Annotated in this window: 6 protein-coding genes; all 6 read right to left on the bottom strand. The window is 42.6% G+C overall.

Annotated elements, in window-relative coordinates:
* Positions 1 to 85: 85 nt before the first annotated feature.
* Positions 86 to 1,321 (bottom strand): hypothetical protein, encoded by a 1,236-nt coding sequence (locus AC19YR_RS24250; protein ID WP_500600396.1) that lies wholly within the window; start codon positions 1,319 to 1,321, stop codon positions 86 to 88.
* 285 nt (positions 1,322 to 1,606) lie between these two features.
* Entirely contained in the window at positions 1,607 to 1,990 is a 384-nt protein-coding gene (locus tag AC19YR_RS24245; protein WP_500600395.1) for a hypothetical protein, read from the bottom strand.
* Between the two features lie 884 nt (positions 1,991 to 2,874).
* Positions 2,875 to 3,801: a replication initiation protein gene (locus tag AC19YR_RS24240; protein ID WP_500600394.1), complete on the bottom strand. Its 927-nt coding sequence runs from the start codon at positions 3,799 to 3,801 to the stop codon at positions 2,875 to 2,877.
* A gap of 271 nt (positions 3,802 to 4,072) precedes the next feature.
* Positions 4,073 to 4,765: a hypothetical protein gene (locus AC19YR_RS24235; RefSeq protein ID WP_500600393.1), complete on the bottom strand. Its 693-nt coding sequence runs from the start codon at positions 4,763 to 4,765 to the stop codon at positions 4,073 to 4,075.
* Between the two features lie 186 nt (positions 4,766 to 4,951).
* Entirely contained in the window at positions 4,952 to 6,790 is a 1,839-nt protein-coding gene (locus AC19YR_RS24230) for a hypothetical protein (protein ID WP_500600392.1), read from the bottom strand.
* A gap of 485 nt (positions 6,791 to 7,275) precedes the next feature.
* On the bottom strand, positions 7,276 to 7,851 hold the full coding sequence (locus AC19YR_RS24225) for a site-specific integrase (RefSeq protein WP_500600397.1): 576 nt from the start codon (positions 7,849 to 7,851) through the stop codon (positions 7,276 to 7,278).
* Positions 7,852 to 8,514: the final 663 nt, after the last annotated feature.

Here is an 8,514-nt window from a genome sequence, read left to right as displayed (position 1 = left end):
GATATCTGCAACCAGATCCCAGGCTGCGTCGGGGAGTTCATACCGCTTTGCCATCTTGGCCTCCTGGCTTTAATGGCGGTGTATTTTACAGAAAATCGTATTTCTTGGGTTTACGTACAGAGCCTAGGTTTATGTTGTTGTCGAACTGTCCTCTACCTTTGACAGTCAAGGTTCCATCCATTCTGGAATTGCCTAAAACTGCCAAGTCTTTCTTGACGTTCATGTAATTGGTGTTTATTTCGTCTGAAAATATTGTATCTGTGTAAAGCGTTTTGATTAGCCCTTTTCCTGCGGAAAGGGTATCAATGACCTGATAGGAAACCTCTGTTCCTGCGTCGTCTTTGGAAAGCATTCCACAAGGTGCGTTTTCAGTTGATTCGATAAGACCATCTGCTGAGTGAGTATATACAGGGCAAAGTCTATCAAGCATCACTCTTTCATTGGTCGATGAGTTTACTGCTACATCTACCGCTACCGGGCTGCCAGTTTCTGTATGGATTCCGATACCACAATCCACTGTTTTTGACTCCCAAGCACTTCCGCTTGTGTCTTTAACCCATTTGATACAGCGAAGTCTGTTATGCCCTTTGGATTCCTTAAATGCTACGGCTGAGCCTAGCATTGAGTTTGTTCCATCGACTCTTAAATATTCATTTCCGCCCTCGCGGTCGTAAGTAGCGACCAAGGTGCAGTCGGTTTTTAACCCTAGGCATTCAGTGTTGGTTATTTTAGTGGCGGGGTCTGAGACTGCTGCAAAGTAGAACTGATGCCCGCCTGTGATATTTAGCGAGTCATTAGCGTTGGCCGCTATTTTAGCCCTGTTGTAATAACGAAAATTCTCGGAAAATGATAGAAGACTTTTGGGCTGGAAAACGACTTTGAAGTTTTTTATAAATCCTTCTTCGTCTGGTGTGATTTTGGCGGTAACATTGAAGTTGTACGGGATTTTAGACCAGAATTTACAAGGTATTAACTGCGTTGATTTTTCTTTCGCCAGTACGGGCACCCAGCTTTTTGCTTGTCCACAGGTGGCCTGCTTGGCTATAAATTCTGTATCTAACATTTCAAGAATCGCGGCGGAACCACTCCATTCGCTGCCATTTTTGAAGTTATCAATATCCCATCCATCGAGGTGGATACGTTTGTCAAAGGCGGTGATAATAGAAACTATATCTTTACCAAAAATGGTTGCTTGCTGCTCGCGTTGTTGCTCTAAATACCAGTAAAGAAAGCTAACGACCAGAGCCATTACAATTGATACGGAAAGAAGCGTTTCGAAAAGTGTTAGGCCTTTTTGTTTTTTGTTTGCTATGTGTGTCATGTGTTTATCTATGTTATTATATTTACGATAACATAAAAGAAAAATAATGAAAGTGGATCTGTGGTTGAGGGTGGCAGCCAATGGTTCGGGGATATATCTTTGAACCCACGGTTGCTTAATTTGAGTGAATGAGGGGGCGGCTGTTTATACTCTACAAAAGTATAAAGAGTGTCCGTGCAGCATAAGGTAGTGATTTGTTATGTGGTGTAGGAGAGTGTATACCCGCAGAGCATGGTTTTAGCTTTGGGGATATATGTATGTATTGCGTGGCGTTACATAGTTGGTTTATTTTTCTGGTCGCATTTCTTCGGCAATACGTTTTTTGTATTCTTCTGCTTCCGCATCAATTTTGGTTTTAGCTGCTCTCCAATGTTCTTCATAAGTCCCTCTGTATCGCTCGGCTACTGTTAGTGCGATTATGTCAAGATTTTGCTGTTTTATCTTGTTTCCGGCTCTTCCGAACTCTTTAATTAAAACATCATTTGAAATTGATTTGCAGCCAGAAAACTCTGCTATAAGTCTCTTGGCTAGGCATGATGTAAGTCTTAAATCAGGGTATTCCTCCATTTCTACCAGTTTTACAAATTTAACTAGAAAATGCTGACGCTCTCTTCTTTTGAATCCACCGACTAATCCACCTATTTTTCCTGCATATTCCGCCTTGTTCATGTTATAACTCCTATGTTGTTATAATACAATTACCATAGGTTTGGGATAAGTCAATGCTTCAAGGTTATATCCCTGAACCTATGACATTGCTTCAGGGATACATGTTGTAGGAAATCCGATATTCTCACTTTTTTGAATTTGCGATGTGGCCAATACCCCACGTTTTTTTGTGAAATTAATTTGAGAGCGATTTTTTGAGTTTTGCCGGTGCCATTTTTTCTCTGCTTTGTAGCAAAAGTAAACTAAGTAATTAATCTAGGGTTGAACTCTATTTAATGATTATGGTTGAGCCTTATATTTATTTTCATTTTGCTATTGACACGATATTTTTCTGTTTCTAAGCCATAATTCGATGGTTGAAAAATCCCATATATCAAAAATTTGGTATAAATCCTTGAAATTTCTTGGGCGTATTTTTAGAGAAAAATGAGTTTCTCCAAATCCCCTTTTTTCAGTGCTAGCCAAAATCGCTTTCAGGATATTTAGGCTCATTAGCCCGGTGAGGGTTATTCACCGTTTTCGATGAATTTGAGAAAGTGTGAAATTTTCATCAGGAGAGTAAGTTGATATGTATGTATACATACATATAGGTTCAGGGATATATCTCCAAACCTTGGGAGGTATAGGGGGTTGCTGGTTAGGTGCTGCAAGGTGGTCGCTTACGTATTCGGTTGTTTTAGGCATGTAGTGGTGTGGTTTGGTGTCTTCGTATCAATAAGATAAATAAACGCCGATTTTAACCTTTTCCGTGCGTTTTATGGCTATCGGTGGTGTAGTGTATGTATATGTGGGTAGGTATGGGGAGGAAAGGGGGGAGGGGGGAAGAAGAAACACCCTCACCGGGTGCTATTATCTGATATAGGCTATTTGCACTAATTATAATGCTATGTGCATTGCTTCCAGTAGAATACGGTTCTACGGCTTACATTCAACTCCTTCATGACTTGCTGAATAGATGCCCCTGCTTCAAGCAAAACAATCCCTTGTTCTCTTTTGGTCTTACCTTTTGCGGTACCGCCTTTCTTGCCTCGGATTGCTTGAATTTTGCTTGTGTGGGTTCTGGCGACATAATCGTCAAATGTGCCACGGGTAAAGTTTCTATGTGTCCACTTCGCTACGCTCTTGGCTGTGTGTTTAACCTCGGATATGTCCAACGGCGTAGTAAAATTAACGTTGTAGCCGGTGGCACGGTCTAGGCAAGCGTTTAGCCATTGTTCATAGGTCGGCCAACCCTGACGAATCGCCTTGTATGCCCACGCTCTTAACTCATCGAAAAGCATACAGTTACGACCAAGACCATAGTCCTCTACGGGTTTCTCTTTGGCTTTCTCCGGGGTTAAGTCGATGTAGTCGGCTAAGTCGTCCAAGGTGTATGGATCGGCTTGCCACTCGGTAACGATCCAATGGGAGTTGATCGGGTTCTTACAGATCAGGCCGCTGTAGCCTCTGTCTGCTCCTAGACGGTTACGCAATCCTGCCTCAACGGCTGCAGCGTAGCGTAAAGGGGCTGTTTTAGCGTCGATTGCGGTTCGGACAGGGGTTTGTAGCAGGTAGAGCAAATGGGCGTGCCCATTTGCCGGATTTCGAGCTATCAGGTTAGGGGCTGGTGCTCCAACGTCATCCCAGTGCAGCCCCGCGTTGGTCTTGTCCAGATCGAAAACCATCCAATATCTATGGGTTGGGCCGTTTGGTTGGACCAGTCGAGCAAGTTTCGCTTTTTCTTTTTTGTTGATTTTTAAGCCGCTGATTAAATCATCGGTGTGATAAGGTCTCTTTGGTAAGTAGTCCTCAAATAGTTTTACGCATCCCATCGTTATCCTCTTCTAATATTAAACTTAGGAAAAGAAAACCTTGGGAGATGACTTGACAATAATTTTTATGATGATTAAATGGTTGTGTTGATTGAAGTTTTTTAAAATTTTATTGTAGTATCCTAGCCACCTTCCCCAAGGTGGTTTTCTTTTTCTGCTCTTTTCAAGTTGCCACACTTTCGAGGTTTGTCAAATTTGGATGCTAAAAATCCCGTAGGCAAGCGGGATTTTTATTTGTGGTGTTTCAGGCAGGGTTGTGAATAGTGTATTGTTATTCTTGTGTGAATCTTAGGTGTGTGTCGGGTGCCTTTTTTAGTAAGGATGTAACAAGTTTTGTGTATTTTGAGATTACAGTGCTAGATGAGAAGTAGTCGGAATGTCCGCTATTTGTTTTTATGTTGGATACCTTCGGGCTGTCAATTGAGTTTATCCCAATTGGGTCGGAAAAACCTGCCATTAACGGTAATATTTGGTTTAGTATGCGGTCGTTTCTCGAGTGATAATTGTATACGAGCTTGATTCTTTTGTCGTGATCGATTAAGTCTTCAATTGTTAGTGCATTTGCAACACCGGCCATGAGGAAAAGATATATATCTATGTCTTCTCGTATGTGTTCAATTGCATTTTGCACCACCTCCGTACCAAGGGAGTGTGCTACTAATAAAGCGTCTCCGTTTTTCGGTACGGATGTATTGATTTTGTCTGCCAGTTGGATGCTGGACTTTTCAATGTTCAGTGTCGCTTCATGCCATTGCTCCATGATCTCATCTGCGTAGTCGCGACGATTAGACATAAGTCGCTCAAACACCGCGTCAAATTTCGATTCTATGATTTTTCCCGCCCGCCAGTTATGAGCATGTACTTTTGTCTTGAAATGTATTTCGTTTTTTTTGTAAGCCTCATAAAAGCTCAGCATGTTTATGCAATGGCTGCGAAATCCATGAATCAAAAAAACATTAAGCATATGTTTTTTGCCTGTTGAGGCTTTCCATTTTTGCGTATAGTGGCGTAATGATATCTATAGCGTTCTATAAAGTCAATTGTGCTTAAGTTATGGTTGTGTGTGGATTTTAAGTTGCGGTATTCGTGTTTTTGGTATTTACAGGTATTTATTGCAAAGGTTGTATTATAAAGGCCCCATTCATTACTGCTAATGATAGGGGTCGTAAGGGTCTTGAAATGGGCTTGGTGGCTTAGGTTTTAGAAGTCTTCTCTTTCTTGCCTGCTTCGCCTGCTCGGCTTCTTCCTTGTCGAATTCAACTACTTGCTTGTTGGTGAACGTGTCTGATGCCCAAAGTTTTACTTTGTCGGTAAACCCTAATGCGGCTTGTGTATCGTCCAAGCCCTGTTCTTTGAGTTGTTCGGCAACGTTGAATAGATAGTCCTTTCGTTTCTCTTTGCCCAAACGACTAGCCATTTCATACGTGTTTTCTCGTAATCTCTTATAGTATTGCTCTGGATTCTCGTCGAGCCTACGGGCTTCAAGTAGTCGATCCACCAAAATATCAAAACGTTTCATCAAAGGCTCAAGCTCTTCCTCGTATGCCTTGATTGCTTTTTCCAAGATGTTTTTTCTGCTGGTGTCCTCTTTGATTTTCTTGCGTAGTTCATTCAGTTCTTTTGTCATTTTGGATTTCATGGTTTTGAAATTAGATGACAGCTCTGCAGTCTTTGTGGTTTTCACCGTTATTTCGTCGTCTAATTTCTGCTTTTGATTATCTAACTCGGCATTTTCTTTTCTCTGCTCGCTGGCCTGTATTTCTAAGCTCTGTATGGTTGCTTTGTAGTTGCTAGCCGTTCCTTGTAGGTCTTTTATCGTGGTGTTAAGTGTGACGACAGTGGCCCTTTGCTCGATAAGTTCGACCTCCTTCGTGGTTAGTTCTTGCTGCAGATTTTCTATCTGTCTGGTGTAATAGTTGTGACTACGCTCACTTTTCGGTTTTTTGGCTTCCTGCTCAACTTTGCTTACAAATTCTTGATGCTCTTTAGATTTTGGTAGGAATTTGGCTTGTAAGCCATATGCAGCGGCTAAGCTGTTAAAGTGCTCATAGAAAGCCGCTTGCATGACTTTTGACTTCCATGATTCGCGTGCTCGGATAAACCTATGGTTCTGCTTTTCCTCACTACGGTTGGGGAGTTTGAAGTCTTCTAATTTCGGTGGTTCTGATATCTTGTCAAGTCGAGCCTTATTCTTCGCGTAGTATTGTGATGCGAACTCAAATTCTTGGGCTGAAAAATCATATTTCCCAGTTTTCGTATTTTGAAGGTCAAGGAAGGCGTGGACGTGGTTTGTGGTTTCGTCCAAGTGACTGAACGAAAATAGAATGTCGTTGTTGGGAAAATTCTTTTGGTAGAATTGGTGCAAGGCTTTCTGTAGCAGGTCAGTGTAAGCCTTGGTTATTGCCAGTTTGTTGGGTTCAGGGATTACAAGGATGATTTCTTTAACCCTGTTGACCGTCCTTGATACGGCTCGATCTGGTGCGTTTTGCTCGATCTCTCGCTTCTTGGTAGTGTAGTTTTCTAGAAGGTCGATACGCTGAGCTACACGGCTGATTTTGTGCTGATTGAGTAGGGTGGCGTAGTCTCCGACTACCAGTGGCTTTTCTCCCTCCATCACAGATGTGATGTATTCTTTTATTTGGGTGGGTTCGGTTGCGTTGATGAATTTAACCAACTTGGATTTGAGTTTTCTCAGTTTTTCTTTTTCTGAGGCTATTTCATCAGACGCTTCTGTTGCTTTGAGTTTGGTTTGTAGTTGGTCGTTGAAGTCGGCCAGTAATTGCTCTGCCAGTTCTCTCGTTAGCACCTGCTCCACGCCACCAATAATGGCTATATTGGGGTGCGGTGGGTTGGGGTTGAATTCAAAGTCGTCATACTCGTTTTGGTCCAGCCTAAGCGAGTGTTTCAACGAGCTATCCAGCCCCTTCAGGTTGGAGTAATTCCTATCCCTTTTGGTCAATGTAATTGTCTTCAAATTGATATCATTCATTTAATCCTCAGTGGTGGGTTTGTTTTTCCTCTTGGTTTTTGCTTCTGTCCTGCCGACTAGGCACCTGCGTTAACCGTCACATCTTTTGCGTAGCAAAAGTGGGATGGTTAACATAGCAGGTATGCTTTTAAGGGCTTCTTTGAAAACCTGAGCCATATGCATATATTGAACCATATAAAAAATGTATATCAAGCATGATTGTGCTGAATGTTTTTGTTGGGGTGTGTGAGTTTGTGTTGGTTGTGTGTGTGCGTGCGGTTTAGTAATCTTTATTGTGGTTATCTATTATATTTGATATCTATATATTGATAACTAAAGCCGCAGGCGTGTGCGTGTATACACATGAGACGTGTGCAGGGGGCATTATGCGAGACGATTTGTAAAAAAAGATGGTGGTTTAGGGAAGGTCAAAAGCTCTTCTGGTGGGTAAGAGCTTAGGAGCCTTTAATTGTTGTTCTGGATTTTAACGTGTAACGCTTGCGATTTTAAGATTTTATCTCGTATTTTAGTTTTGATATCGCATCGTGTTTTTGCTTCGGGCTTGGCCCTGCACTGTATACGTCAAACGTGACCGTTCCTGTTTCATGTCCGACGATTGATGCAATGAGGATTCCGGGCACATCTGCACGTTGTAATTGCGTGATAACGGTCTTGCGGAAGCTGTGGAATACAAACTGGCTGTTATAGTTGAGGCTGGTCTTTAATCGCCCGAATTGCTTACTAAGAGCGTCTGAGCGGTTGCCGTATTTGTTTCCTGCAGGTGACTCAATCAAGAAACCGTCTTTTGAATTACGGATCAACCTTTCTACGGTGTCCTGTATCGCTGGGTGTATCGGGGTGTGTCGCTCGCTGGCGGCAGTCTTTCCATCGTAGAAGTAGAAGCATTTAACCCCTTCTTCGGTCACGATATCTTGGGCTTGAAGCTGGCAAAGCTCTTCAATACGTGCTCCGGTGTAAGCACCTAAAAGGACAAGATCTGTAAGGGTTTCGCGGTTTTTGGTGGCTTTTGCGGCTTCATAGAGTTTTGTAACGTCTTCCGGGGTGAATGCCTTCCTTTCCATTGATCCATCGTTCCTTTTGCTGCGGTTGACTGGGAAATCGTGCTTTTCAAAGGGGGATTGCTGGTCGCGGTGCAGTTTTTTGAAATTCTCGTCGTGTTTAATCGCCCATTTCCAAAAGCTTGACCCGGCGAAAAGGTATTGCTTTTTAGTCTTAATGGAAAGGTCGAGGGTATCGAGATATCTGGCAATGCTTTCGTGGTTGAGGTCGCGTTGCTCTGCCTCAAGCCACGCCCCCATCATTTTCAAGCGATTAGCCTGCGTATCTACTGTCTTTTGAATAATGCCCTTGGTCTTGGTCTGATAGGCTTCAAATGAGGCTATTCTGTTAGTTGTAATAGGTGACTTGATTTTATAGTTATGTGGATTGTCGAGAATTGACCTGATTTCTTCGATACTGCTGACGCTGATGGTTTGCCCTGCAGTGATGGCGTGGTGTTCTACCGCTTTATGTAATTTGATGTAGTCATTGAACCGTTCAATTTTCCTTTCGAGCGGAATTTCCTCGCCCAACTCATACCATTTTTCTTTGAAAGCCTGGGCGGTTGCAGGAGCTGAGTGCAACACGGTTATTGAATTGAAGCGGGCGCATCGTGCCGCATAGTCATGGCGTTCTGCATCACCTCGCCCATCATTTCGATCGGACATTTGAAATCGAAGCGTTTA

The sequence above is a fragment of the Pseudomonas sp. MF08817 genome (assembly GCF_059862705.1).
This window is presented reverse-complemented; position numbering and strand designations above follow the sequence as displayed.

Bases quoted from the DNA above. Each gene is read 5' to 3' on its own strand.
- AC19YR_RS24230 (WP_500600392.1), bottom strand. From the start codon at position 6,790: ATGAATGATATCAATTTGAAGACAATTACATTGACCAAAAGGGATAGG.
- AC19YR_RS24245 (WP_500600395.1), bottom strand. From the start codon at position 1,990: ATGAACAAGGCGGAATATGCAGGAAAAATAGGTGGATTAGTCGGTGGA.
- AC19YR_RS24225 (WP_500600397.1), bottom strand. From the start codon at position 7,851: ATGGAAAGGAAGGCATTCACCCCGGAAGACGTTACAAAACTCTATGAA.
- AC19YR_RS24240 (WP_500600394.1), bottom strand. From the start codon at position 3,801: ATGGGATGCGTAAAACTATTTGAGGACTACTTACCAAAGAGACCTTAT.
- AC19YR_RS24235 (WP_500600393.1), bottom strand. From the start codon at position 4,765: ATGCTTAATGTTTTTTTGATTCATGGATTTCGCAGCCATTGCATAAAC.
- AC19YR_RS24250 (WP_500600396.1), bottom strand. From the start codon at position 1,321: ATGACACACATAGCAAACAAAAAACAAAAAGGCCTAACACTTTTCGAA.